Source organism: Micromonospora sp. RTGN7, from assembly GCF_033804645.1.
Lineage (GTDB): Bacteria > Actinomycetota > Actinomycetes > Mycobacteriales > Micromonosporaceae > Micromonospora.
Genome location: NZ_JAPZLF010000019.1, coordinates 46,719 through 72,474, shown reverse-complemented (window position 1 = coordinate 72,474; position 25,756 = coordinate 46,719). Strand labels below are relative to the sequence as shown.

Genomic DNA, 25,756 nt, shown 5'->3' with positions numbered 1-25,756 from the left:
TCAATGTCCCTCCAGTGGACGTGCGGTGGGGTTGCGGATCAGGTCGTGCGCGGCCGCGGTGATCGCGTCCAGGACCGCCGCCGCGGTGGCCGGGTCGAGAAGGGCGGTCGCGTACGCGAGTTCCCACCGCAGCTCCTCCTGCCGGTCGGTGACGGTGAGTTCGAGTTCGTACTTGATGTGCAGCGGGTCCAGCCGACGGGCCGCCGCGACGACCCCCGCTCCCAGGTCGGGTGCGACGAGTTCGTCATCCTCGGCGTTCAGATAGACCGGCGTCACGGGCGGCCGGCCCAGGTCGCGGTCGGGGTGCAGGGCGGCGGCCACCGCGTCGAAGGGCGCGGCCGAGTGCCGGAAGCTGTCCGTGCTGGCGATGCGCAGCCGGGCCAGCAACTCCGGCCAGGTCGGATCGCCCGTGGTGTCCGCCCGGAGCAGGAGCGTGTCGATGAACATCCCGACAGCGTCCGCGCTCTGCGCCCCGGTGCGTTGCGACCACGGAAACGCGAAGAGGAAGTCCCGCTGGCCGGTGGTGTGGGCCAACGCCACGGCGAGCAGCCCGGCGGTGACCATGAACATGCTGCAGCCCGCGTCGGCCGCCACCTTGCGCAGTTGCCCGGTGTGCTCGGCGTCGAGCCGGCACTCCACCGTGCCGGCCAGGGTGGACTGGGTGTCGCAGCGGGGTCGGTCATGGGGCAGCGCGATGTCCACGGGCGCGTCGGCGAGCGCGGAGACCACCGCCTCGGTGTGCGCCTGGACGACGTCGTCAGGATCGGTGTGGCCGACCGCGTCGACGGTCTCCGACAGCACGTCGCCCCGGTAGGCCGCGCCGATCTGTCGCAACAGCAGCTGCCGTGACCAGCCGTCGAAGACGATGTGGTGCACGACGAGCACCAGCGTCACCGACCGGTCGCCACGGTTGAGCAGGTACGCCCGGGCCGGGGCGTCGTGGGCCAGGTCGAAGCCGGCCCAGCTGTACTCGCCGACGGTACGGCCCAGTTCCTCCTTCGACCAGGCACGCGCGTCCACCACGGTGACCTCCGGCGGAGCGCCGTCGGTCCGGAAGAAGACCCGCCGTGCACGCCGGTCGAGCTGGAACCGGGCGCGCAGGGCGGGGTGCCGGGCCAGCACGGTGGCGACGGCCGCCCGCAGCCGGCCATGGTCCAGGTCGCCGGTGACGTCGACCACCGTGGGGACCAGGTACGCCTGCCGAAGCCAGGGCAACCGGTCGATCGACCAGAAGCGTTGCTGGGCGGGACTGGTGGCCTGCCGCCCGGCCGGGTCGGCCGCTGCGGTGACCGGTGCGGTCGGCGGCGCGGCGAGCAGCCGGGCCAGGCCGGCGACGGTCGGGTCGGCCAGGAAGTCCCGCGCCGACAGGACGATGCCGCTGTCCCGTTCGATCCGGCGCAGCATGGTGACCACGAGGAGGGAATGGCCGCCGATGGCGAAGAAGTCCGTCTCCGGGGTCAGCCGGGTGGCGAGCGCGTCGGGCGCCTGGTCGCTCACGTCGGCCAGCGCCTCGGCGAAGAGCCGGGCGGCACGCCGTACCGTCTGCTCGGGTGCGGCAGCGGGCGCCGGGGTCGCCGGCGTCGCCACGGCCACCTCGGCCACCCCGGTAGCCTCCGGTTTGTAGGCGGACAGCTCACCGAGCGGGACGGTGAACCGGTCGACGACGGCGTCGAGCAGCCGGGCGAACGCCGCCGCCAACTGCGCCACGACCGGCTGCGGGTAACGGGCGAGGTCGTACTCCCACCGGGCGTGCCAGCCGTCGTGCCGCTCCTCGACGGTGAGCATCAGGTCGAATTTGGCGGTGCCGTTGGGCAGCACCTCGGGCAGCGCCCAGCGCACCGGGACCGCCGGACCGGGAACCGGGAAATTCTGCATCGCGAAGGCGACCTCGACCAGTTCGGTACGGGCCGCGGCCGTCAGCAGGTGGTACGGGAGCCGCTGGTACGTCAGGGCGCGGAACGCCTCGCCGCGCGCCCGCGCGCAGAGCTGCGCGAAGGTTCCCTCGGCGGCGACCTCGGCCCGCAGCGGCACCGTGTTGACGAAGAAGCCGACGAGGTCGTCGGCCTCCGGCCCGGGGCGGTTGGCGCTGATCACGCCGTAGCGGAACGTCCGACGGCCGGAGGACATGCTCAGCAGTAGCTGGAATGCGGTGCCGAGCACCACGAACGGGGTCAGCCGGTGGGCGGCGGCCAGTTCCCCCACCCGGAGCCAGGTCTCGGCGGGCAACGGGACGACGATCTCGGCCCCGTCCCGGACGACCCGACGCCCCGGCCCGGACGGCAGCGCCCCGGCGAGGGTGAGAGCAGGGCCGGCCGCGACCAGTTCGACGGCGCGCTGTTCCAGCTCGGCTCGGGCGGCCGGTTCGCCCTGGGCCGCCCGGTCGACGCGGGCGAGGTCCAGGAAACGCGCCGCCGGCGCGGGAAGGGACGGATGGTCACCGGCGACGGCCGCGGCGTAGGCGTGGGCGAGGTCGGTGCAGAGGCGTCCCATGGACCAGCCGTCGAAGGCGATGTGGTGCAGCACCAGCAACACCGCGTCACCGTCGGCCAGCCCGACGAAGGCGGCGCACCGCAGCATCGGGCCGGATGCCAGGTCGAACGGTTCCCGGGTAAGCCGCTGCGCCTCGTCGTCCACCTCCCGCCAGGACCTCCCGGTGGCCTCGACGACCTGGACCGGGACATCCACCGGCGCCCCGACGACCTGCTCCGGCGCGTCGGCCCGCAGTCGGTAGGAGGTGCGCAGCGGTTCGTGGCGGGCCACCACGGCGCGCAGCGCGTCGCCGAGCGCGCGTGGGTCGAGCCGTTCCTGCCAACGCAGCAGCACCGGCACGTTGTAGGTGGCCGCCCCGGGCGCCGCGGCGTCGATCAGCCAGAGCCGCTCCTGCGCGTACGACAGCGGGCCGCGCCCCGGGTCCTCCGGCCTCGCCGGCGTCACCGTCACAGGGGAGGGGTGCACACTCACGTCCTCTCGTCGTCGGCTCGACTCGTCCTCGTCGCCTCCCCGGGCCGGCCGGATGCCCGTCGGTCCGGTTGCTGCTTCCGGGGACGGCCGCGTCGGGGTGACCGGTCAGTCGGGTCGGCCCCGGGCGAGCCGGAGCTGGTCGGCGAGCTCTCCGAACGACTCGGCCAGCAGCACGTCGTGCGGCTCGGCGCGTACTCCGATCCGTTCCCGGACCCGCCCGGCGAGCTGGACGGCCATGATGGAGTTGCCGCCCATCTCCAGGAAGTTGCGGGTGTCGGTGGGTTCGCTGCCCAGCACGTCCCGCCAGATCGCCCGTAGTGCGGCGGTCACGTCGTCCGTCTCCGGCCCGGCCTGCGCTGCGCCGCCCGGCGTCGGGTCCGCCTCGGCCAGCAGGGCGGCGATCGCGCCCCGGTCGACCTTGCCGGTCGACCCGAGCGGTAGCTCGGCCAGGGGGAGCCAGCGGGCCGGCAGCATGTACTCGGGCAGGCGGGCGGCGAGCCGCCGGGCCAACTCCGCGACGTCGACCCGGTCGGCCACCGGGACGACGGCAGCGGCGAGCAGCGCCTGCGGACCCTCACCGACCTTCTCGACGAACGCGGCGCCCACCAGGCCGGTCGCGGTCGCGGCCAGCTCGATCTCGTCCAGTTCTATCCGGAAGCCCCGGATTTTGACCTGTCGGTCGCGGCGGCCGAGCACCTCGAAGGCCCCGTCGGGCAGCCGGCGGGCCAGGTCGCCGGAGCGGTACAGCCGCTCGCCCGTGCCGGGGTGGGTGACGAAGCGTTCGGCGGTCAGGTCGGGGCGGCCCAGGTAGCCCAGGGCCACGCCCGGACCGCCGATGCAGAGCTCGCCCACCGCACCGTCGGCCACCTCGGCGAGACCCGGTTCGAGGATCCACAGGGTGGTCCGTTGCAGGGGCACCCCGACGGGAATCCGCTCCCGGCCGGCCAGGGACGCCTCGGTGCAGTCGAAGTACGTCGCGAAGGTCGTCGTCTCGGTCGGGCCGTAGCCGTTGACCAGGCGGCCAGGGGGCGCGGCGGCGAGGACCCGGCGTACCGCGACGAGGTCCAGCTGCTCGCCGCCGACCAGGACGGTGCCGACCGTACGCAGCGCGGCCGGCCGTTCCCGGGCGATGATGTGGAACAGCGAGGTGGTCAGGAACAGCGCGTCGACGGACAGCTCCGTGAGCAGCGCCGTCCACTCGTCCAACGGCAGGTCGGTGACCGCGGGCAGGGGAACCACGCAGCCGCCCGCCGCGAGCGCCCCCCAGGTCTCGAAGGTGTGGGCGTCGAAGGCGGGGTTCGAGGTGTTGGCCACCCGGTGCCCCGGCTCGACCGTGCAGAACAACGGCTCGACCACGAGACGGCACACCGCGCGGTGCGGAACGACGACGCCCTTCGGGGTGCCGGTCGACCCGGAGGTGAACATGACGTAGACGGGGTCGTCGGTGCCGACGTTGTTCGGGGCGGGCGGTGCGGTGGGCGGGGCGGGCGGTACGGCGGACGGGTCCACCCGGCGGGCGGTGCCTAACCACGGCTCGTCCCGCTCGGCGACGACGACGGTGACCGCCGCGGCGTCGAGGGTCTCGCGGACCCGCTCGGGCGGGGCGCTCGGGTCGACGGACAGGTAGGCGGCGCCGGCGCGGACCACTGCGAGCATGGCCACGACGAGCGGACAGCCCCTCGGCAGGGACAGTGCCACCACGTCGCCCCGGCTGACGCCGAGCTCGGTGAGGTGAGTGGCCAGCTCGCCCGAGACCTGCCACAGCCGCGCGTAGCTGAGGAGTTCACCGGATGCGGGATCAAGGACGGCAGCGCTGTTCGGAGTGCTCTGCACCCAGTGCGCCACAAGCGAGTGGACGAGCCCGGAGTCGACCGACGGCAAGACAATCCCCCTGATGAATGCCGCATGTATCAAACAACGCAAGATCAGCTGCATCGCAATCTGCGATTCATTGGCGGCTGTAAGTAACGTATCAACTGCGAACGGCAAGCAGTGGTGACCTATGTCACAATATGATCGTCGGTATTTGGCTTGCATCCCGTCGGCTCATCCGACAGGATCTGCGCGCCAGGACGGGTGTGACCGTTATGCCGGGAGGTCGATCCCTCCGCCGGAATTCGCGGCGTTTTCCCTGTTAGCGCGCCTCGTGCGCGCCGGCGGAAGGCCCCGGGTGAATCGGGCACGACCTGCGGACGGGCGAGGATCACCCGCACGCCGGAGGCGCGCGAGACTCATTCCCCGGTAACGTGCAGGTCAGCCCGCCATCCGTTAACATTCCATTAATAAATCCTGACAATCCGTCAAGAACCGCCAGTTCAGCACCACTCACATCGCGGCCGGGTTGCACACCCTTGCCGCCTCAATGCCGGGTGACTACAGTTCGGACGTCGCCTCGCGGGAACATTCCCGCTCGCGTCACCCACTTCCGCAGACCACCGCGTCACCCACTTGCGCAGACCACACGGCCATCGCCCGGACCAGCTCGGTCCCGAAGCGGCGACCTGGACGGGAGGGCAGGTTCGTGAACCCATCCGCGACAGCAACAGACCCCACCGAGTTCCGTCGAGTGCTGGGCCACTTCGCCACCGGGGTGACCACGGTGACCGCCGTCGACCCGACGTCCCAGCTCCCGGTCGGGCTGACCGTCAACTCCTTCGTCTCGGTCTCACTGCACCCACCCCTGGTCTCGTTCTGCGTCAGCAACGGCAGCGGCAGCTGGCCGGCGATCCGCTCCGCCGAGCGACTCTGCATCAACATTCTCGGCGTCGGGCAGCAGGGCATCTGTCACCGGATGGCCGCGGCCGTGGAGGACCGCTTCCGCGGGCTCGACTGGCAACTCTCGCCAGGCGGGGCACCGGTGCTGGACGGGGTGGTGGCCTGGATCGAAGGCTCGGTCGAGGCCGAGCACGAGGCGGGCGACCACATGATCGTGGTGGTACGGGTACATCACCTGCACGGTGGCGTCGACGGCCGGCCGTTGGTGTTCCACCGGGGCCGGTACGGCGGTTTCGTGGCGTGACCACGACCGGCGTTTCCGCTGGTCAGTCGAGGCCGCCCGGGACATGGGTCGGATTGAGGACCCGGGAGAGGAACGAGCGGGTCCGCACGTGGCGCGGCGCGCCGAGCACCTCCTGCGGTGGCCCCTGCTCGACCACCACGCCGCCGTCCATGAACACGACCCGGTCGGCGACGTCCCGGGCGAACGCCATCTCGTGCGTGACCACCATCATCGTCATGCCGTCCTCGGCCAGCTTGCGCATGACGGCGAGCACGTCGCCGACCAGTTCCGGATCGAGCGCGGAGGTCGGCTCGTCGAAGAGCATCAGCTTGGGCTCCATCGACAGCGATCGGGCGATCGCCGCCCGCTGCTGCTGCCCGCCGGAGAGTTGCGCCGGGAACGCGTCCGCCTTGTCGGTCAGGCCGACGCGCTCCAGGTTGTCCCGCGCGATCCGCTCGGCCTCGGCGCGGCCTCGCCGGAGCACCCGGCGCTGGGCGATGGTGAGGTTGTTCAGCACGGTCAGATGCGGGAACAGGTTGAACGACTGGAAGACCATGCCGATGCCGCGGCGTACCGCGTCGATCTCGACATCCGGATCGGTCATCTCGACCCCGTTCACCCAGATCTTGCCGGCGGTCGGCTCCTCCAGCAGGTCGACGCAGCGCAGCAGCGTCGACTTGCCGGACCCGGACGGCCCGATCACACAGACCACCTCGCCCTGGCCGACCTCGAAGTCGATGCCCTTGAGCACTTCGAGCGGCCCGAAGGACTTGTACAGGTCGCGGATCTCGACGGCGGGGCGGGGCTGCGTGGTCGTCATACGGGTCACCGAGCCTTGGCGTATCGGAGTTCGAGGCGTCGTACCACCTGGGACAGGGGCAGGGTGATGATCAGGTAGGCGAGGCCGGCCACCAGCAGCGGCGTGACGTTCACCCGGTCGTTCAGCATGTCCCGGCCGAACTTGGTGACCTCGATGGTCTGTGCCGTCACGCCCAGCACGTAGGCCAGCGACGAATCCTTGGTGAGCAGGATGAGCTCGTTCGTCAGCGGCGGGATCACGACCCGGAACGCCTGCGGGATGACGATCGTGCGCATGGCGGTGAAGTGCGACATGCCGAGCGTGCGTGCCGCCTCCATCTGCCCCTTCGGCACGGCCTGGATGCCGGCCCGGATGGTCTCGGCCATGTAGGCCGCAGCGGTCAACCCGAGACCGATCGCGATCGAACCGAAGACGCCGCCCGGAATCTCCCGCTCCGGGAAGGCGATGGGAATGCCGTACCCGACGAGGAAGAGCACCAGCAGCGCGGGCAAGCCCCGAAAGAGCTCGATGTACGCCGTTGCCACCCAGCGGTACGGAGCCACCCGGGACAGCCGCATCAGCGCGAGGATGGTGCCGAACACGAGGCCGAAGGCGAAGGCACCCAGCGTGTAGAGGATCGTGTTGCGCAGCGCGACCGTGATGATCGTCGGGAACATCGACTTGATGATGTCCACGCGGAAGAACGCGTCGCTGAGCCTGCCCCAGTCCGCGGCGTAGATCACCACGGCGATGATGGCGACGAAGGCCAGGTACTGGAGCCAGAGGGACAGCCGCTCTCGCTGGCGGCGTCGCAGCTTCACGTCTGTCGCTCCTTGCCTTCCCGGAGGTTGCCCAGGCGGAGGGCGCGCGGGGCGCGCGCCCTCCTGCCGGGAGCTTGGATCACGCGCTCGGCCGCTTGCCGATCCACTTCTCGTAGAGCGTGTCGTAGGTGCCGTCCTGCTTGGCCTTGGCCAGCACCTCGTTGATCTTCTTGAGCAGTTCCGCGTTGCTGTCCTTCTTCACCGAGAACCCGTACTGCTCGCCGGTGTCGAACTCGGCGGCCACCTCGAACCCGTTCGGGTTCTTCTTGAGGTACTCGGTCCAGACCGGCAGGTCGTTGATGGCGGCCTCGACCTGGCCGTTGGAGACGGCCTGCTGCAGCGCGGCGAGATCCTCGAACTCGACGAGCTGGAGGCTCTTCTCCTTCTCGAACTTCCGGGCGTAGTCACGGCCCGTGGTGGCCGCCTGGACGCCGAGCTTCTTGCCCTTGAGGTCGTCGAGCGACTTGTACGGCTTGCCGGTCTTGACCAGCATCGCCTGGGTCGCATCGAAGTACGGATCGGAGAAGTTCATCACCTTCTGCCGTTCCTCGGTGATCGTCATGCCGGCAGCGGCCGCGTCACACTTGCCGGTGTTCAGGTCCTGGCCGGACTTGATCCCCTCGAACGGCGTGTCGACGATCGTCTGCTCGACACCCAGTTCCTTGGCGATCAGGTCCATCACCTCGACGTCGAACCCGGTCACCTTGCCGCTGGCGTCCTTGGACTGGAACGGCGGGTACGGCAGGTGGGTGCAGACGGTCAGCTTGCCCGCCTGGACCAGCTTGACCCCGCTCGCCTGGACCTCGCTGTCATCGCTCTTGGCGCACCCCGCGCTGACCGCCAGGGCGGCGATCGTCGCGATGAGGCCGGCATTGCGGACTGCGCTCTGGAACCTCACGGCTCTGTCCCTCCGGTTCGGCTCCCCCTTGTGGCGGACAGCCAGGTTCGTACAAGACGGTGCGACACGGGACGGTACCTGATTTCACGAGCCGCACCCAGCTCACGCCCGGATTGTGGGGGCCCACGCCGGCCGCCGACACAAGCAGCGAATCCGGCACTCGACCGCGGATCAAGGCAGGCGTACTGCTCGCGACGGCCAGCAAGGGCGGCGACGACCTGACACCCCTTCGCAGCCGAGAACCTCCCGTGGCTGAGGAGTCCGGATGGAATCCTAGTGACGACGGAAGTAGACTCCCGCCCTGCGTGGAAGGCTCGCCCGGATTTCGAGAAGCGGGGGCATGCATGACCGGCTTTGCGGTGAAGGCACTCGACGAGACGACCTGGCCCGACTTCGCGCGGCTCGTGGAGGGCCAGAACGGCGTCTGGGGCGGCTGCTGGTGCATGGCGTTCCACACCGAGGGTGTTGGGCGTGGACGGACGCCGGAGCAGAACAAGGCGGACAAGCAGCGGCGGGTCAATGCGGGGCAGGCCCACGCGACGCTGGTGTACGACGGCGCGGACTGCGTGGGCTGGTGCCAGTTCGGGCCCACCGCCGAGCTGCCCCGGATCAAGCACCGCAGGTCGTACGAGGCCGGCCTCGCGCAGCTGCCGGACTGGCGGATCACCTGCGTCTACGTGCACAAAAAGCTGCGCCGCAAAGGGGTGGCCTCGGCCGCGCTCGCCGGCGCGCTGCAGGAGATCGCGCGCCTGGGCGGTGGCATGGTGGAGAGCTACCCGGAGGACACCGACGGGCGCTCCACGTCGTCGTCGTTCCTGCACAACGGCACGGCCTCGATGTTCGAGCAGCACGGCTTCGAGCGCGCCCGCAAGATCGGCAAGCACCACTGGGTGCTCGCCCGCGTCGTTGCGCCGAGCGCGGGCTGACCTAGCTGGCGGTCTCCGGCCGCTGCGGCTCGGCCAGCCACACGTACCCGTCGGCCTCGCGGGTCTCCAGCGTCCGCGCCGCAGCGGCGCGCGGGAAGTTCACGCAGCGGCCGTCCGGGCCGAAGAGATGGCCGTGCAGCGGGCATTCGACCGCGTCGCCGCGGATGCGCGCGTCGCGCATGAGGTACTGCCGGTGCGGGCAGCGCGCATCGGTCGCCACAGCGGTGCCGTCGGCGGTGCGCCACAAGAGCACGACCTGCGGCAGCGTGCTGCCGGGGCCCTCAGCCGGGGCTCGCCACATCAGCACCCGCCGGTGCCGGACCTCGGTGGCGCGGGCGCCCCGCACCCAGGTGTGGGTCAACAGGGGACGGGCCGCAGACTGGTCAGCCTCGGGTGTCTCGTGCGGTGCCATATGTCGCTCAGGCCGCGCTCGGGGTCCTGACCCGCCGCTGCAGGGTGGTGCTGCGCATGGCGGACACGACGATGACGGCGGTGGCCGTGTTGATGATGGCAAGGAATATCTTGGTGGACAGATTGGCGTCCGCGAACACGACGGGCACGCCGGAGAGCGCGAGCAGACAACAGGCGCCCGCCAGCCATCCGATGGTCCGGATGACCCAGTTGACCAGGATGGCGCAGGCGATCGCGGCGGCCCTCGCCCAGAAGCGCGATTCGATGCCGAGCAAGCGGTTCACCGCCAACGTCTTCTGCATGACGACTCCTCGGGCCGTGGTGGTCTCGCAACCCTCGGCTGCAGCTGCCCCGTCCGGGGGTCAATCATCGACCGAAGCTAACGCCCAGCCGGGGCCCGCCAACGTCCCGTAAAGAGAGGACGGGCCTATCCCGGGTGTGCGGACCACGGTGATGCCATGGAATACGTTAAGGAACCCTCGTCAGGCGACGAGGAATGGGAGAATCTTGCGGTCCAGGCCGAGCGGCCGGGCCGCCAACGGCGCCGGCGCAACATCTTCCTCGGATTCATCGCCCTCTGCGTCCTCGCGGCACTCAGCATCGCCTGGTCCCGCTGGGGTCAATTCGATCCCAACATGGGCAGCCAGGCCCGTGAGAAGGCCAAGATCGTGCTCTCACCCCAGGAGCATCCGCTGTACTTCTGGATGCTGCTGGGCCACATCATCGGTGCGTCGATCGCGCTGGCCGCCGGAGTCCTCCAGCTGTGGCGGGGCCTGCGCACCCGGCACCCACGAGTGCACCGCACGGTCGGCCGGGTCTACGTCTTCGCCGGCGTCATCCCCGCCACCAGCTTCGCGCTGCTCGTCGAGGCGTTCTACCCGTTCAGCGTCGCCACCGCGATCTCCCAGGTCGCCCTCTCCCTGCTGTGGCTGGGCGTCACCCTCTTCGGCTTCGCGTTGCGCCGGCAGGGCCGGATCGCCGAGCACCGCCGCTGGATGTTCCGTAGTTACGCACTGACCTGCACGGTGCTGGTGGAGCTGGCCATCGACCCGTTCGTGCAGCTGCTCGTCTCCACGCAGTACCACTCCCGGCTGGACAGCAACCTGGACATCTACTTCCAGATCAAGGACTCCAACGAGAACTGGGTCGGCCTGCTGATCGTCATCCTGGTCGTCGAGGGCTACCTGGAGTACGAGCGCATGCGCCGCCCGAAGCGGCTGATCGAGCCGCCGGCCGTCAGCGGTGAGCAACTGCCCCCGGCCGCGCAGGCCGCCGCCCCGGAGCCGCACGAGAGCCAGGCCGAGCGCGAGGTGGAGAGCACCGTCTCCACTCCATGACAGGCACAGGCACCGGGCGCGGGACCGACACCGACTCGTACTTCGAGAAGCGGGGGCAAGTTATGACCTGCTGTGCGGTGAAGGCACTCGACGAGAGGACCTGGCCCACTTCACGTGGGGTCGCTCAGGCCGCGCTCGGGGTCCTGACCCGCCGCTGCAGGGTGGTACTGCGCATGGCGGACACGACGACGACGGCGGTGGCTATATTGATGATGGCAAGGCAAATCTTGGTGAACAGGTTGGCGTTCGCGAACACGACGATGGGCACGCCGGAGAGCGCGAGCAGAAAGCAAGCGCCGGTCGTCCAGATGGTTTTGGCGAACCGGGTGATCCGCTCCAGCACGGCGAGGATGACCCAGCCCAGCACGGAGACGGCGGTGGTGAAGACGGCCAGGACGGTGTACGTCACATAGGTGATCCCACCGTGGTCGATGACCACGAAGTCGGCGCCCGCCAGCCATCCGAGGGTCCGGATGGCCCAGTTGACCAGGATGGCGCAGGCGATCGCGGCGGCCCTCCCCCAGAAGCGCGATTCGATGCCGAGCAAGCGGTTCACCGCCAACGTCTTCTGCATGACGACTCCTCGGGCCGTGGTGGTCTCGCAACCCCTGGGCTGCGGGTGCCCCGTCTGGGGGTTGATCACCGACCGAAGCTAACGCCCAGCTGGGGCCCCGCCAACGTCCCGTAAAGAGAGGACGGGCCTATCCTGCATGCGCAGACCACGGTGATGCCATGGAACACGTCAAGGATCGTTCGTCGGGCGACTCGCCGCCGAGGGGCGAGGAGAGGGAGAATCTAGCGGTCCAGGCCGACCGACCGGGCCGCCCGCGGCGCCGGCGCTACGTCTTCCTCGGAATCGTCGCCTTCTGCATCCTCGTGTCGCTCAGCATCACCTGGTCCCGCTGGGGTCAATTCGATCCCAACCTGGGCAGCCAGGCCCGTGAGAGGGCCAACATCGAGCTCTCACCCGAGGAACATCCGCTGTACTACTGGATGCTGCTGAGCCACATCGCCGGTGCGTCGATCGCGCTGGTCGCCGGAGTCCTGCAGGTGTGGCGGGGCCTGCGCACCCGGCACCCACGAGTGCACCGCACGGTCGGCCGGGTCTACGTCTTCGCCGGTGTCGTCCCCGCCACCGTCCTCGCGCTGCTCGTCACGGCGTTCTACCCGTTCAGCGTCGCCACCGCGTTCTCCCAGGTCGCCCTCTCCCTGCTGTGGCTGGGCGTCACCCTGTTCGGTCTCGCGTTGCGCCGGCAGGGCCGGATCGCCGAGCACCGCCGCTGGATGTTCCGTAGTTACGCACTGACCTGCTCGGTGCTGGTGGTGATTGCCATCGACCCGTTCGTGCAGCTGCTCGTCTCCACGCAGTACCACTCCCGGCTGAACGGCAACCTGGACATCTACCTCCAGGTCAAGGAATCCAACGTCAACTGGCTCGGCCTGCTGATCTCCATCCTGATCGTCGAGGGCTACCTGGAGTACGAGCGCATGCGCCGCCCGAAGCGGCTGATCGAGCCGCCGGCCGCCAGCGGTGAGCAACTGCCCCCGGCCGCGCAGGCCGCCGCCCCGGAGCCGCACGAGAGCCAGGCCGAGCGCGAGGTGGAGAAGACCGTCTCCACTCCATGACGGACGTTCGAGGAACACCCGTACGAGCCGGTGCCGTCCTCCGCAGGTCGGCACCGGCTCCGAAGTGTTTTCAGCGGTAGGCCCCGTACCCGTCACTCCTTCACGGGACGCAACGGGGCATGTCACAGTCGGTACCGTCGCTGCCAGACAGCCGGACCCCGCGCGCGGAGCCGACGGAGAGTCACGCGCTCGACGGGTCGATCGGCCCCCGATCGCGGAGCAAGGGAGTCACGATGGCCGCCGCCGACGTCGAAGACATCTACGAGCTGTCTCCGCTGCAGCAGGGCATCCTCTTCCACAGCCTGTACGACGCCGACACCGACGTCTACGTGAACCAGCGCAGCTTCGGAATCGAGGGGCGCCTGGACGTCAACGCGCTGGTGGCGGCGTGCGAGGACACGGTCCGTGCGCATACCGCGCTACGCACCACGTTCCACTGGGAGGGACTGGACAAGCCGCTGCAGGTCGTGCACCGGGACGCACCACCGGCGGTTACCCGGGTCGACTGGTCCGGCACTGCCGACCAGCAGCAGCGCCTGGACCAACTGCTCGCCGATGACCTCGCCGCCGGTTTCGACCCGGCGGTGCCGCCGCTGCAGCGGCTGCACCTGGTCCAGCTGGGCGACGAGAACTTCGTCCTGGTGTGGACGCATCACTTGCTGCTGCTCGACGGCTGGTCCGTACCGATCTTCATGCGGGACGTGCTGCAGCGGTACCTGAGCCGCACGTTGGGCACACCACCACCCGCCGCCGCGCCGCCCTACCGCGAGTACATCGCCTGGCTGCAGAAGCAGGACATCGCGGCGGCGCGGGACTTCTGGGCGCGCACGCTGCCCGGCCGGGCCGGCACCGGCGAGCTGGCACCGCTGCTGCCGCCGGATCCCCGCCGCCCCGGCGTCACCGTCGACGAGCGGGTGATCGACCTGCTGGACACCGTCCAGGTGGGACTGCGCGCGGCAGCCGCCCGCCACGGCGTCACGCTCAACACGATGCTGCAGGCCGCCTGGGCGCTCATCCTGCAGAGCTACGGCGGCGGGGACGCGGTGACCTTCGGGGTCACCAGTTCCTGCCGGCCTCCGGAACTGCCCGGCGTCGCGCAGATGATGGGTCTTTTCACCAACACCCTGCCGGTACAGGTGGCGGTCCCGCGCGACGGCGCAGTGGGTGACTGGCTGCGCGACGTGCAGAACCGCTACACCGCGATCCGCCGGTACGAGTACAGCCCGCTCGCCGAGATCAAGCAGTGGATCGGCGCCCCGGGCTCCGCACCGCTGTTCCACAGCCTGGTCATCTTCGACAACTACTCGATGTCGCTGCAGATGGGCGATCTGGCGCAGCGGCTGTCGTTCCGGCCGCTCGACGCGGTGGAGAAGACCAGTGAGCCGCTCGTGCTGGTCGCCACGCCGGAGCCGCGCTTCACCGTCCGCGTGCGCTTCCACCGCGACCGGTTCGCGCCCGGCGCCGCCGAGGAGATCCTGGAGAGCTTCGGGCGGGTACTGGCCGCAATGGGTGACGCACAGCGCGTCGGCGAACTGGCGGCCGCCGCCCAGCCGGACACCGCAGCCGGTGGGGATGCCGTGGGCCGCGGCCCGGTACGCGACTATCCGGACGCCGGGTGCACGCTGACCGAGCTGCTCGACCGGCAGGCCCGGGCGACACCCGGCGAACCGGCCCTGATCACCGACGGGGCGACCGTGCGCTACGACGAGCTCGCCGCCGCCGCCCACCGGGTCGCCGCGACGCTGGCCGCGTCCGGTGTGCGTCCCGGGGACGTCGTCGGCGTGTGCGCCGAGCGTTCCGTCGACATGGTCACCGGCCTGCTCGGCACCCTGTACGCCGGTGCCGCGTACCTGCCGCTCGACCCGTCGCTGCCCGCCGGGCGGCTCGCCTTCATGCTGCGTGACGCCGGCGCCGAGGTGGTCGTGGCACAGCCGGAGACCGCGCAGGCGGCCCGGGACGCGGGCGCCCAGCTGGTCCTGACCGCCGAGGACATGGTGGGCGACGGGCGACCACCGCAGCGGGGCAACCCGTCCGACGCCGCCTACGTCATCTACACGTCCGGCTCGACCGGGCGCCCCAAGGGCGTGCTGGTCAGCCACCGGGCGATCGTCAACCGCCTGTTGTGGATGCAGGAGACGTTCGCGCTCACTCCCGCCGACCGGGTGCTGCAGAAGACCCCGTTCGGATTCGACGTCTCCGTGTGGGAGTTCTTCTGGCCGCTGATCACCGGGGCCGCCATCGTGCTGGCCCGGCCCGGCGGGCACCAGGACGCCGCGTACCTGGCCCGGACGATCGCCCGGCAGGGGGTCACCACGGCCCACTTCGTGCCGTCGATGCTCTCGCTGTTCCTGGACGAGCCGACCGCCACGGACCTGCCGGACCTGCGCCAGGTGGTGTGCAGCGGCGAGGCGTTGCCCGCCGCGACGGTCGACCGCTTCCAGCGACAGCTGTCCGGCGTACCCCTGCACAACCTGTACGGGCCCACCGAGGCCGCGGTGGACGTCACCTGGTGGGACTGTTCCCGTCCGGCGCAGCCGGGCGTCGTGCCGATCGGTGACCCGATCGCCAACACCACCGCCGTCGTGCTGGACGAGCGTCTGCTGCCGGCCCCGGAGCTGGTGCCGGGCGAGCTGTATCTCGGCGGCATCCAGCTGGCCGACGGCTACCTCGGCCGGCCCGGTCTCACCGCCGCGAGCTTCGTCGCCCACCCGCTGGCCGGTCCGGGCGGCCGGCTCTACCGGACCGGCGACCGGGTCCGCCGGCTGCCGGACGGCACCCTGGAGTACCTGGGCCGGCTCGACCACCAGGTAAAGATCAACGGCTACCGCATCGAGCTGGGCGAGATCGAGCAGCTGCTCGCCGCGCACCCGGAGGTCCGGGACGCGGCGGTCGTGGTCCGCGACCGGGCCGACGGGCGCCAGCTCGCCGCGTACGTGACGGCGGATGACGGGCGCGCCGTGGACCAGCAGGCGCTGCGCGACCACCTGCAGCGGGAACTGCCCGGTTACATGGTCCCGGCGAGCGTCACCGTGCTGCCGGCCATGCCGCTGAGCCACAACGGCAAGCTGGACCGCGCGGCGCTGCCCGACCCGTCCACCACGGCCGCGCCGGTCCTGGCCGCCGACCGGCCGCGCACGCCCACCGAGAAGGCGGTCGCCGCGACGTTCGCCGAGATCCTCGGGCTCGCGGAGGTGGACGCCACCGGCGACTTCTTCGCGCTCGGCGGCAACTCGTACGACGCGGTACGCGCGATCCGCCAGCTGGAGGGCGCCACGGTCGGGATGCTCGGCGCGAACCCCACCGTCCGGGGGCTGGCCGCCGCCCTGGACCAGCAGGCGGGCCCGCGCCTGCTGCTGCGGATGACCGACCCCGAACCGGCCGCGCACACCCTCGTGTGTGTGCCGTTCGGCGGCGGCAGCGCGATCACGTACCAGCAGCTGGCCCGCGCCCTGCCGGACGGTATGGCACTGGTCGCCGTCTCACCGCCCGGGCACGAGCTCGGCGGCGACACCGCGCTGCGCCCGCTGGAGGAGGTGGCGCAGGAGGCCGCCGACGAGTTGCTGCGCACCGTGCAGGGACCGCTCTCGGTCTACGGCCATTGCGCCGGCGTGGGGCTCGCGGTCGAGCTGGTCCGCCGGTTGGAGGCGGCTGGCCGCCCGGTGGAGCGGCTCTACCTCGGCGGTGCGTACCCGTTCTACCAGCCCGGCCCGCTCAGCCGGATGGTGCTCAACAGCCTGTCCGCCCTGGTGGAGCGTGGCGTGCTGCGGGTCGGGCCGATGACCGTCGGCACCACCGAGGACGGCGGTCCCCGGCGCAACCGGGCCGAGATGCTCTACCTCAAGTCAATCGGCGGCTTCGACGGAGACATCGGAGACGAGGAGTTGACCTTCATCATGCGCGCGTTCCGGCACGACGTCAGTACGGCTGCCCGATACTTCACCCAACGCTGGCCCGGGCGCGGCGAGGTGACCCCGCTGGCCGCCCCCATCACCGTCCTGGCCGGCACGAATGACCCGATGACCCCGCGCCCGCATCGGCGGTACCGCGCCTGGCGCCGGTTCACCGACGAGATCGACCTGGTCACCGTGCCCGGTGGCGACCACTACTTCCACCAGCAGTTCCCGGACGTCGTGGCGGCGGCCGTCGAGCAGCGCAGCACCCTGCGCCGGCCCGTCGACCAGGCGGCGTCGTGATCGGCCGCCGGGCCGTCCGGCAGAGCGAGGCCGGACCGGTGCTGGACCTCGCAGCGGCGCTCGCCGCCGTCGACCAGATCGCGCCCACGCTGCTCGAGCAGGCCCCGAAGGCCGACCGCGCGGCCGCCTTCCCGGAGCAGAGCCTTGCCGCGCTGCGCCAGGCCGGCCTGCTGTCGGCGGGCATCCCGCGGGAGTACGGCGGACACGGGTTCACCACCGCCGAGCTCGGCGAGATCGCACTGCGGCTGGGCAACCTGTGCGGATCGACCGCGATGATCTGGGCGATGCACCAGATCCAGGTGGTCTGCATGGTGCCCAGCGCACGACAGGAGCCGCGGCTCGCCGAATACCTCGCCCAGGCCGCCCGGGAGCAACTGCTGATCGGCTCGGTGACCTCGGAGAAGGGCGTCGGCGGGAGCCTGCGTACCAGCCGGGCGGCGGTCCTGCCGGTGGGCGGCGGCGGGGTCCAGCTGACCAAGAGCGCGCCCACCGTCTCGTACGGCGAGGCCGCCGACAGTCTGCTCGTCACCGCCCGACGTGAGCCGGACGCGGCCGCCGGCGACCAGGTGCTGGTGCTGGTCACCGCCCGGCAGGCGCAGCTGCGGCCGACCGGCGGTTGGGACACCCTCGGCATGCGGGGTACGTGCAGCGGGCCGCAGGAGCTCACCGCGCGGGTGCCCGCCTGGCAGGTGCTCCCCCAGCCGTTCAGCGAGATCGCGGCCGGGTGCATGGTGCCGCTGTCGCACGCGCTGTGGTCCGCGGTGTGGTGCGGCATCGCCGAGGACGCGCTGCGCCGGTCGATACGGTTCGTCCAGATCAAGCTGCGCGGTGGCACCGCGGCACCGAACCCGCAGCTGGGCTGGATGTACGCCCGCCTGCGCACGATGACCGATGCCGTCCGGCAGTTCGCCACGTCGTACGACCGTGACCCCGGCGCCGCGGATCTGAACATCCGCGCCAACGCGCTGAAGATGCAGGTCTCCACGGACTCGGTGGGCGTGGCCATGATGGCGCTCGAGGTGTGCGGGATGGCGGGCTACTCGGAGACCGGCGACTTCTCGGTCAGCCGGCAGCTGCGCGACCTGCTCTCCGGCCGCCTGATGATCTCCAACGACCGGCTCAACCTGACCACCTCGGAGCTGGTGGCCTTCGGCGACGTGCTCTGACCGCGAAGCAGGAAGACCCCGGCCGCGCGCGGCCGGGGTCTTCCTGTTTATCCGTACCGGGGCGGTCAGCCGGCTGCGGCCGCCTGGCCGTCGGCGTTCTCGCGCACCAACTGTTCCACCGCGGAAAGACCCGCTGCCAACTCCGCGGCGGTGCCGCCGTAGCCGAGCCGGGCGTAGCCGCCGAAGGCATCACCGAAGCAGTCGCCCGGCACCAGCAGCACCCGGTGCCGCTCGGCCAGTTCCTGGCACATCGCCCGCACGTCGGGCACCTCGGGGAACTCGACGAAGGTGGCCACCCCGCCGTCCGGTGGGGTCACCCGGACCAGGCCGGGCAGCGTGCCGGCCCAGTCGAGCAGGGTCTGCCGGTTACGCCCGGCGTGCTCGCGCTGCAAACCCACGATCCGGTCCGCGTTGCGCACCGCCATCTCCGCGAAGTGCTCGAGCACCGGCGACACGTACAGCGCGATGTAGTCGCGCAGCACCGCCATCCGGCTCAGCAGTGGCGGCGGCGCGAGGCACCAGCCCACCCGCAGGCCGGCCAGGCCGTAACTCTTGGAGAGCGTGCCGAAGCAGACAGTGCGCTCGTACTGGCTCAGCGGCAGCGGCAGCGGGGGCGCCGTGTAGGTCATCTCGCCGAACGCGTTGTCCCACACCAGCCAGGCACCCGCTTCGGCGGCGATGGCGACGATCTCCGCCTGCTCGGCCGCGGTGATGCTCACCCCGGTCGGGTTGTGCGGGAAGTTCACCACGATCATCCGCGGCCGGCTGCGGGCCAGCTGGCGCAGGTGGTCCAGGTCCGGGCGGAAGCCGTCGCGGGCCCGCAGCGGCCAGCGGGTGACCCGGCAGCCGCGCCAGGCCGCGATGTCGTACAGCTGCTGGTACGCCGGATCCACCACCACCAGTTCGTCGCCTGGTTCCAGCAGCAGATGCATCACCAGGTAGATGGCCTCGCTGGAGCCGTGGGTCACCATCACCGGTGCGACATCGCCGCCGGTCCACCGATCGGCGAGTGCGGCCCGCAACCGGTGGCCGCCGAAGCTCTCGCTGTCGCGCAGCATCATGCCGGTCAACCCGGACAGGTCGGCGTCACACAGCGTGAGGAGCTCCGACATCGACAGGTCGCGTACCCCGCTGCTGCCGATGTCGTGATCCACGGCGTGGTAGTACCGCCGCATCCACTCCTCGAGTTCCGCCACGGTGATGTCCACGCTGCTCCCTTTCCTCAAGTCACGAGGGCTCAACCGAGCGCCCGTGCGACGTCCTCCGCGATCACCTGGGTCAACCGCCGCTCACCGTCGGCGTCGAAGAAGTGGCCGCCCGGCACCGCCTCCAGCGTGAACCCGGCGGTGGTCTGCCGCCCCCAGCCGCGCATCCGCTCGGGGCCGCCCTCGATGTCGTCGGCGCCGGCGAACGCCCGGATCGGCACCGCGACCGGCGTCGCCGGTTCGAAGTGGAACGAGTCCACCAGCGTGAGGTCCGCCCGCAGGGTCGGCAGCAGCGACGCCAGCAACTGCGGGTGTGCGAAAATCTCCGGCGTCGTCCCGCCCATGGTGCGTAGGTACTCCACCAGCACCTCGTCGGGCACATTCCAGTCGACGCGGCCCTCGGGCAGGCCGGGTGCGGCTGCGCTGGCCAGGTATAGGGCCAGCGGCATCGGCCGGCCCTCGTCGCGCAGCCGGTGGGTCAGCGCCCAGCACACCTTGGCGCCCATACTCAGGCCGTAGCAGGCGTACGGCATGTCCAGCAGCGGCGCGACCACCTCGGCCAGCGCCTCCACCAGGGGGGCCATCGCCGAGTACGGCCGCTCACGCAACCGTTCCGCGCGCCCCGGCAGCTGCACCGCGACCGGTTCGATCGACGGGGGCAGCAGCTGCGACCAACCACGGTACATCCCGGCCGAGCCGCCGGCGTGGTGGAAGCAGAGCAGCCGGGCCGTGGGCGGGGCGCCGCTGCCGTACCGCTTCAGCCACGCGGCGCCCCGCAGCGTGACACCGGTGGTGGTCACCGCGCCGTCAGTGGGCGCAAATCGGTCCAGTGCTCCTCGACGTAGTCCAGGCACGCCTGCCGGCCGTCCTCGCCGAAGACGGACCGCCACCCGGACGGGACCGTGATCCCGGCCGGCCACAGCGAATGCTGTTCCTCGTCGTTGACCAGGACCAGGAACGTTCCGTCGGGGTCGTCGAATGGGTTCATGGCTGGCTCCTCACGTGTCCGCGCTCCGTGCCGACGGTAGAAAGCGCGGCCCGCCCGGTGCAGTCACGTGAATCAGCGACGGGCCGGCGGTCGCCGGTTCCGGCGACACGACGGCGGACGCTACCCGTGTCAGCATGACTGCCATCGGAGGCCGGCGCGCCCGGTACGGGTCGGCGTGGACGGTGCACCTGCGGCACGGGAGTACATCGGTGCAGACAGACAACGTTGTTGTGGAGGCGGACGCTCCCGCCGTCACGTACGACCCCTTCTCGTACGAGATCCAGGAGGATCCGTACCCGATCTACGCGTGGATGCGGGAGAAAGCTCCCGTGTACCGCAACGAGGAACGCGACTTCTACGCCCTGTCCCGGCACGCCGACGTGCTCAGCGCGCTGCGTGACCCGGGCACCTTCACCAACCGCAACGGCATCTCGCTGGAGAGCTCGCTGTGGGGGCCGCAGGCGTACAAGAACGTGTTCTTCCTCGCCCTGGACCCGCCCGACCACACCAAGGTGCGTGGGCTGGTGCAGAAGCGGTTCGCGCCGCGCAGCGTCGCCCAGCAGGAGGCGCGCATCCGGGAGTTGACCCGGCGGCGCCTGGATCCGCTGCTGGAGCAGGACACGTTCGACTTCGCGCGGGACTTCGCCGCGGCCGTGCCCAACGACGTGGTGTGCGAGATGCTGGGCATCCCGGAGGCGGACTGGGACACCATCCGCTTCGACACGGACCTGCTCACCCGCCGGGAGGACGAGTCCGACGAGCGGTCGTCGGAGACCCTGGCCGCAGCGTTCCGGCTGGCCACTTACTACGTCCACCTGGTCGCGGACCTCCGCCGCCACCCGGGCGACAACCTCACCTCGATCCTGACCCAGGCGGATGTCGACGGCATCCGGCTCACCGACTCGGAGATCGTCGCCTTCCTGTTCCTGATCGTCAGCGGCGGCAACGAGTCGACCGGCAAGCTGATCGGCAACGCCTGGTACCACGGGTGGCGGCTGCCGGACGTGCAGCGGGCCGGGCTCGGCGGCCGGTTCGCCGACTGGACCAACGAGACGTTGCGCTTCGACTCCTCGAGCCAGATGACCTCGCGGACGGTCACCCGCGACATCGAGCTGCACGGCACCCCGATCTCGGCCGGGTCCCGTGTCGTGCTGCTGCACGCCTCCGGCAACCGTGACCACCGGGTGTTCGACGACCCGGACCGGTACGACATCGACCGAAACACGCGCAAGATGCTCAGCTTCGGCGCCGGTCCGCACCACTGCCTCGGCGGGGCCCTCGCGACGCTGGAGATCTCCATCATCCTCGAGGAGGTCGCCAAGGACATCGCCGAGTACGACCTGGACATGGCGACCGCCCAGCGGGTGCACTCCGCCCACCAGCGCGGCTTCGCGACGCTGCCGTGCACCCCGGTCAAGCGGCGCACGCCCGCCGCCGGATGAACGACCGCGCCATGCCACGCCCCTGCCTGCGGGAGAGCTCATGACCACGATGTCCGACGTACCGGCGGAATCCGGTGCGGCCGACCGCGAAGGCACGGCACCGGCCGTCGTCACGGCGGTCAACCGGTACGCCCAGCAGCCCGGCCGCGTGGCGGTGCTCGACGCCGCCGGCGCCCACGACTACCGGTGGCTCGCCGATGCGGCCGGCCGGGTGGCCCGGGTCGTCGGTGACCGGTACGCGGGACGCCCGGTACACCTCGGCATCACGCGACGCCCGGACGCGGTGTTCGTGGCCGCCGTCCTGGGCTGCCTGCAGGCCGGGCTGACCACGTCGGTGCTGGAACCGGACGACCCGGTCGCCCCCGAGTTCCTGGGCGTGTCCGCCGTGCTGGACGACCTGGACGCGCTGGTGTCCGCGGATCCGGCTCCGGCCGGCGCGGGCACCGCGGACAGCGCACCGGCCCCCGGCGACGACTGGGCACCCGGCGACGACTGGGCGGCGAGCGCCGTCGACCTGCGGGCCGACGACCGGTTCGCGGTGCTGTCCGGCGCACCCGGCCACTGGGTGTCGGCACTGTGCAGCGCACTGTCTGCCGGGGCGGCGCTGCTGGTCGAGGCACCCGACCTCGCCGCCGGGCCGAACCTGGCCGGCTGGTTGCGCGACAGCGGCGCCACCGTCGTGTTCACCACCACGCCGGTTGTCCGCGCCCTGACGGCGCACGCACCGCAGGGACACCTGCCCGCGCTGCGGTACGCCTTCGTGGACAATGCCGGCGGGCTGCTCGGGCACGACGTCGAGGCGCTGCGGCAGGTCGCCCCGGGCGCGCGCTGCGTCGGCACGTACCGCACCGACCAGACCGGCCGCCCGCGCGCGGTGTACGCGGTGCCGGACGACTGGGCCGCCGACGACGCGCCGCTGCGGCTGCCGCTCGGCACGGCGGGCACCGACCTGCTGCTGCTGAACGCCCGCGACCGGGTGGCCGGCCTCGGCGAGATCGGTGAGATGTGCCTGGGCTCGTACCGGACCGGCGACCTGGCCCGCCGATGGCCGGACGGAACACTGGAGTTCGCCGGTCTCGCCGGCACGGACCCCTCGGCGGATCCGGCCGAGACGACGGCCGCCCTGCTCGACCTGCCGCAGGTGCGCGACGCGCTGGTCACCGAGCTCATCGACGACGACGGCGAGCCGGTACTGGCGGGCTACATCGTCGGCGCGGAGCTCGGCCCGGACTCCGCCGCGGTACGCCGGGCGCTGTCGCTGCGGCTGCCCGAGCACCTGGTCCCGGCCGTGCTGCACACCCTGGACGCGCTGCCGCTGACGCCGGCGGGCGACTACGACTGGGACGCGCTGCCCAGCGACACGGAGAGCGCCGCGGAGACGTACGTCGCACCGCGCACCCCGCTGGAAGCGGACCTGGCCGGCATCCTGCAGGAACTGCTCAAGGCCGAGCGCGTCGGCGTCTTCGACACATTCTTCGAGCTCGGCGGGTTCTCGCTGCTCGCCACCCAGCTGGCGACCCGGATCCGGGAGAGCTTCGGCACGGAGGTGTCGCTGCGCGACATCTTCGAGGCACCGACCGTCGACGGCCTGGCTCAGCTCATCGTCCGCCGACAGGTGGAGGGCGCCCACGATCTGGAGGCACTGCTCAATGAGATCGAACGATCCGACTCCGGCCCCGCTTCCGGACCCGGCCCCGGCTGATCCGCACGGCCAGCCGGCGGCGGACCTGACGACGGCGCTGGGCGGCACCGGCTGGGTGCTGTGGCGCGACGCGGCCCTGCGGGGTGCCGGGTTCCCCGCCGACGGGGTGCTGGAGATCTGCGACGACGCGCTGGCCGCCGCGGCGGACCGGGCGGACGACGAGTACCCGCAGGCGTTCGCGGACGCCACCGGGCGGCTGAGCGCGGCGATCCGCCGTACCGCCTCGGACGACCTGTTCCGCGAGGCGGTCACCTGGCAGAACCCCGTTCTGGTGCCGGACTGCCTGGACAAGGCCGCGGCCGGCGAGCCGCGCAACGTCCGCGGCCGCAACCACGAGCTCACCATTGCCAGCTATCTGCAGCGGTACTGCCTCAAGAACGACACGATCGGGTTCTTCGGCCCGGTGTGCTGGGCGCGGCTCGGCACCGGCGCGGGCGGCGTCGACGTACGGCCGGGCCCGCAGCTACTGGGCCGACGGACCACCTACTTCGAGAACTGGGCCGTCGACGCCCTCGCCGACGCGATCGCGGCCCGCCCGGAGGTGTTCCCGTGGCTGCGGCCGCAGCGGGAGCCGTCCGCAAGCGTGGCCGGGGCGGTGGTTCGGCTGCCGTTCCGCAAGCCGGTCAAGCTGTCCCCGCGCGTGCTGCGGGTGCTGCAGCGGTGCGACGGCGAACGGACCGTCCGGGACCTGGCCGGCGATCCGCCCGATCCGGCGGTGCTGGGCGCGCTGCTGGAGCTGCGCCGGCACGGCGTCGTACGGATGGATCTGCGCGGCCCGATCGTCACCTGGCCGGAGCTGGAGCTGGCGCAACGCCTCGACACGATCGGCGACCCGGCGGCGCGGGACCAGGCGCACGCGTCGCTGCGGGAGCTCGTCCAGGCGCGGGACGCGGTCGCCGCGGCGGCCGGTGCGCCCACCCGGCTCGCCGAGGCCGGCCGGGCGCTCGCCACGACGTTCGAGCGCACCACCGGGGTGCCGGCCACCCGTCGCGCCAGCGGCGTGTACGCCGCACGGACGCTGGTCTACGAGGACACCGTACGTGCGGCCGACGTACGCGTCGGACAGGCCGCGCTCGACCGCCTCGCCGAGCCGCTGGGCCTGGTCCTGGACAGCGCCGCGTGGCTGGCCAACGCGATCGCCGACGAGGTGGAGAAGGCGGCCCGGGAGCTGCTCGAACGCGAGCCCGCCGGGCGGGGCGTGCCGCTGCTGAAGATGCTGACGTCATTGCTGCCGGAACTGGGCGGCAACACCGGCGCGGCCCGCTCGCAGCTGGTCGAAGGCGTGGTGGCGGACTTCCAGCGGCGCTGGGCGCGGGTGCTCGGCGTACCGGCCGACGGTGCCCAGCCGGAGCACCGGACGACCGCCGCGGCCATCGCCGGCCTGGTGGCGCAGGAGTTCCCGCGCTCCCGCCCGCGCTGGAGCGGCGCCCGGTACCACTCCCCCGACATCATGGTCGTCGCTGCCGATACCGCGGCGCTCGTCGCCGGCGACGTGGACTTCGTCCTGGGCGAGGTGCACTGCACCACCAACACGCTGGGCTACAAGATGTGGCTGCAGCAGCATCCGGAACCGGAGCGGGTACGTGCGGCGGTCGAGGCGATGGAGTCCGGTGACCGTCTCGTCCTCATCCCCGGCACCGACTCGCCGTTGACCACCACCCGGATGTCCGCGGCCGACGAGACGATGCTGCCCGGCTACACCTACCTGTGCCTGGGTGCCGAGTCGCTGGTCCCGCCGCCCGGTGCCACCGCGATCGGGGTGCTCGACCTCGACGTGGTGCCCGGCGACTCGGCGCTGCTGGTGCGCCATCGCACGACCGGCGCGACGTACTCCTTCCTCGAGGCGCTCGGTGACCCGCTGTCCGCGCTCGCCTCCGACGCCTTCCGGCCGTTCGCGCGCGCCGCACGGCGGCCGCGCGTCAGCATCGACAGCCTGGTTCTCGGCCGCGCCGCGCGGACCTTCGACGCCGGCGAGCAGGCGTGGGCGTTCCTGCGGGACGAGAGCCAGCGGTACGCGGCCGCCCGGCGCTGGCGGGCCACCACCGGGCTGCCGGAGCGCGCCTTCGTCCGGGTGCCCGTCGAGCGCAAGCCGATGGCCGTTGACTTCCGCAGCCTCCCGCTGGTCAACCTGCTCGCCAAGGTGATCCGGCGGACCGCGGAGGCGGGCGCCGGCGAGGTGACCGTCACCGAGATGCTGCCCGACCTGGACATGCTGTGGCTGCGCGACACCGCCGGCAATCGGTACACCGCCGAGCTGCGGCTGATCGCGGTCAGACCCTAGCG

At 71.5% G+C, this 25,756-nt stretch carries 20 protein-coding genes; 9 read left to right on the top strand and 11 right to left on the bottom strand.

The genetic code is table 11. The annotated features are described in order from the left end of the window. Both SNR22_RS23525 and SNR22_RS23520 read right to left on the bottom strand, forming a co-directional pair. On the bottom strand, positions 1 to 2,934 hold the full coding sequence (locus tag SNR22_RS23525) for a condensation domain-containing protein (RefSeq protein WP_320068822.1): 2,934 nt from the start codon (positions 2,932 to 2,934) through the stop codon (positions 1 to 3). 132 nt (positions 2,935 to 3,066) lie between these two features. Continuing rightward, positions 3,067 to 4,794 carry a non-ribosomal peptide synthetase gene (locus SNR22_RS23520; RefSeq protein WP_320068821.1) on the bottom strand — a complete coding sequence of 576 codons (1,728 nt, stop codon included), beginning with the start codon at positions 4,792 to 4,794 and terminating at the stop codon, positions 3,067 to 3,069. Positions 4,795 to 5,482: 688 nt separating this feature from the next. Between SNR22_RS23520 and SNR22_RS23515 the strand changes: the two genes are divergently transcribed. After that, on the top strand, positions 5,483 to 5,980 hold the full coding sequence (locus SNR22_RS23515) for a flavin reductase family protein (RefSeq protein WP_320068820.1): 498 nt from the start codon (positions 5,483 to 5,485) through the stop codon (positions 5,978 to 5,980). A gap of 22 nt (positions 5,981 to 6,002) precedes the next feature. Here SNR22_RS23515 and SNR22_RS23510 read toward each other — a convergent pair whose 3' ends face one another. The 3 genes from SNR22_RS23510 to SNR22_RS23500 form a co-directional block, all read right to left on the bottom strand. Beyond that, entirely contained in the window at positions 6,003 to 6,779 is a 777-nt protein-coding gene (locus SNR22_RS23510; protein WP_320068819.1) for an amino acid ABC transporter ATP-binding protein, read from the bottom strand. A 5-nt stretch (positions 6,780 to 6,784) separates the two neighbouring features. Beyond that, positions 6,785 to 7,579 carry an amino acid ABC transporter permease gene (locus SNR22_RS23505; RefSeq protein ID WP_320068818.1) on the bottom strand — a complete coding sequence of 265 codons (795 nt, stop codon included), beginning with the start codon at positions 7,577 to 7,579 and terminating at the stop codon, positions 6,785 to 6,787. A gap of 79 nt (positions 7,580 to 7,658) precedes the next feature. Then, positions 7,659 to 8,477 carry a basic amino acid ABC transporter substrate-binding protein gene (locus SNR22_RS23500; protein WP_320068817.1) on the bottom strand — a complete coding sequence of 273 codons (819 nt, stop codon included), beginning with the start codon at positions 8,475 to 8,477 and terminating at the stop codon, positions 7,659 to 7,661. Positions 8,478 to 8,821: 344 nt separating this feature from the next. On the opposite strand from SNR22_RS23500, the gene SNR22_RS23495 reads away from it, so the two are divergent. Then, a complete protein-coding gene (locus SNR22_RS23495; protein ID WP_320068816.1) occupies positions 8,822 to 9,403 on the top strand; it encodes a GNAT family N-acetyltransferase in 582 nt (193 codons plus the stop codon). A gap of 1 nt (position 9,404) precedes the next feature. On the opposite strand, the gene SNR22_RS23490 is transcribed toward SNR22_RS23495, so the two are convergent. Together SNR22_RS23490 and SNR22_RS23485 are read right to left on the bottom strand one after the other, a co-directional pair. Further along, positions 9,405 to 9,764 carry a Rieske 2Fe-2S domain-containing protein gene (locus SNR22_RS23490; RefSeq protein ID WP_320068815.1) on the bottom strand — a complete coding sequence of 120 codons (360 nt, stop codon included), beginning with the start codon at positions 9,762 to 9,764 and terminating at the stop codon, positions 9,405 to 9,407. 58 nt (positions 9,765 to 9,822) lie between these two features. After that, the gene (locus tag SNR22_RS23485; RefSeq protein ID WP_320068814.1) at positions 9,823 to 10,116 is read right to left on the bottom strand and encodes a hypothetical protein; all 294 of its coding nucleotides are present in this window, start codon (positions 10,114 to 10,116) and stop codon (positions 9,823 to 9,825) included. A 156-nt stretch (positions 10,117 to 10,272) separates the two neighbouring features. Between SNR22_RS23485 and SNR22_RS23480 the strand changes: the two genes are divergently transcribed. Beyond that, complete coding sequence (locus SNR22_RS23480; RefSeq protein ID WP_320068813.1) at positions 10,273 to 11,151, top strand: DUF2306 domain-containing protein; 879 nt, start codon at positions 10,273 to 10,275, stop codon at positions 11,149 to 11,151. Between the two features lie 124 nt (positions 11,152 to 11,275). On the opposite strand, the gene SNR22_RS23475 is transcribed toward SNR22_RS23480, so the two are convergent. Beyond that, positions 11,276 to 11,725, bottom strand: a complete 450-nt coding sequence (locus SNR22_RS23475) for a DUF6069 family protein (RefSeq protein ID WP_320068812.1) — start codon at positions 11,723 to 11,725, stop codon at positions 11,276 to 11,278. A gap of 158 nt (positions 11,726 to 11,883) precedes the next feature. On the opposite strand from SNR22_RS23475, the gene SNR22_RS23470 reads away from it, so the two are divergent. The 3 genes from SNR22_RS23470 to SNR22_RS23460 all read left to right on the top strand — a co-directional run bounded on the left by SNR22_RS23470 (position 11,884) and on the right by SNR22_RS23460 (position 18,136). Continuing rightward, positions 11,884 to 12,777: a DUF2306 domain-containing protein gene (locus tag SNR22_RS23470; protein ID WP_320068811.1), complete on the top strand. Its 894-nt coding sequence runs from the start codon at positions 11,884 to 11,886 to the stop codon at positions 12,775 to 12,777. Positions 12,778 to 13,010: 233 nt separating this feature from the next. Next, complete coding sequence (locus tag SNR22_RS23465; RefSeq protein ID WP_320068810.1) at positions 13,011 to 16,970, top strand: amino acid adenylation domain-containing protein; 3,960 nt, start codon at positions 13,011 to 13,013, stop codon at positions 16,968 to 16,970. Then, on the top strand, positions 16,967 to 18,136 hold the full coding sequence (locus SNR22_RS23460; protein ID WP_320068809.1) for an acyl-CoA dehydrogenase family protein: 1,170 nt from the start codon (positions 16,967 to 16,969) through the stop codon (positions 18,134 to 18,136). The genes SNR22_RS23465 and SNR22_RS23460 overlap by 4 nt, the downstream gene beginning before the upstream one ends. A gap of 65 nt (positions 18,137 to 18,201) precedes the next feature. Here SNR22_RS23460 and vioD read toward each other — a convergent pair whose 3' ends face one another. The 3 genes from vioD to SNR22_RS23445 are packed head-to-tail and all read right to left on the bottom strand — an operon-like array spanning position 18,202 to position 20,329. Continuing rightward, a complete protein-coding gene (gene vioD, locus SNR22_RS23455; protein ID WP_320068808.1) occupies positions 18,202 to 19,344 on the bottom strand; it encodes a capreomycidine synthase in 1,143 nt (380 codons plus the stop codon). Between the two features lie 29 nt (positions 19,345 to 19,373). Next, positions 19,374 to 20,141, bottom strand: a complete 768-nt coding sequence (locus SNR22_RS23450) for a thioesterase II family protein (protein ID WP_320068807.1) — start codon at positions 20,139 to 20,141, stop codon at positions 19,374 to 19,376. Beyond that, positions 20,138 to 20,329: an MbtH family protein gene (locus SNR22_RS23445; protein ID WP_320068806.1), complete on the bottom strand. Its 192-nt coding sequence runs from the start codon at positions 20,327 to 20,329 to the stop codon at positions 20,138 to 20,140. Before SNR22_RS23445 ends, SNR22_RS23450 begins: the two co-directional genes overlap by 4 nt. Positions 20,330 to 20,463: 134 nt before the next feature. Between SNR22_RS23445 and SNR22_RS23440 the strand changes: the two genes are divergently transcribed. From SNR22_RS23440 to SNR22_RS23430, 3 genes are read left to right on the top strand one after another with little or no spacing between them, the layout of a single operon-like run. Further along, complete coding sequence (locus SNR22_RS23440) at positions 20,464 to 21,771, top strand: cytochrome P450 (protein WP_320068805.1); 1,308 nt, start codon at positions 20,464 to 20,466, stop codon at positions 21,769 to 21,771. A gap of 40 nt (positions 21,772 to 21,811) precedes the next feature. Further along, positions 21,812 to 23,473, top strand: a complete 1,662-nt coding sequence (locus SNR22_RS23435; RefSeq protein ID WP_320068804.1) for a phosphopantetheine-binding protein — start codon at positions 21,812 to 21,814, stop codon at positions 23,471 to 23,473. Beyond that, positions 23,421 to 25,754, top strand: a complete 2,334-nt coding sequence (locus SNR22_RS23430) for a lantibiotic dehydratase (protein WP_320068803.1) — start codon at positions 23,421 to 23,423, stop codon at positions 25,752 to 25,754. Before SNR22_RS23435 ends, SNR22_RS23430 begins: the two co-directional genes overlap by 53 nt. Positions 25,755 to 25,756: the final 2 nt, after the last annotated feature.